This window comes from Shewanella sp. AS16, assembly GCF_021412365.1.
Lineage (GTDB): Bacteria > Pseudomonadota > Gammaproteobacteria > Enterobacterales > Shewanellaceae > Shewanella > Shewanella salipaludis.
The window spans coordinates 1-286 of the sequence record NZ_JAKCLK010000341.1; the positions used below are offsets into that span (position 1 = coordinate 1).

Sequence of the window (286 nt, forward strand, 5' to 3'; positions counted from 1 at the left end):
GGTTATTAATGTTCAGTACTGCCGTTGCCAGCAGGCCGCATGCGGTTGCCGGAAGGATCAGTGCCGGAATCAATGTATGAGCCTGTAAATACCAGCTCCCCATGACGCTCAACCAGCCAAAGAAAACCAGTACGGAAATATCACCCAAACCGATATAACCATAAGGACGATTGCCCACGGTGTAGGTGATAGCGGCAATGATCGACAACCCGCCAAGAATCAGGAAACCGACAAAATCGGCCAGCGTATGGCACGCCACTGCAACCAGTGCCAGCCCGGAAAGACA

General features: G+C 52.4%; 1 protein-coding gene. It reads right to left on the reverse strand.

Annotated elements, in window-relative coordinates:
• Nucleotides 1-286 (reverse strand): 1,4-dihydroxy-2-naphthoate octaprenyltransferase (gene menA, locus LZP73_RS20570; RefSeq protein ID WP_234236829.1); only part of this gene is annotated, 286 nt, incomplete at both ends.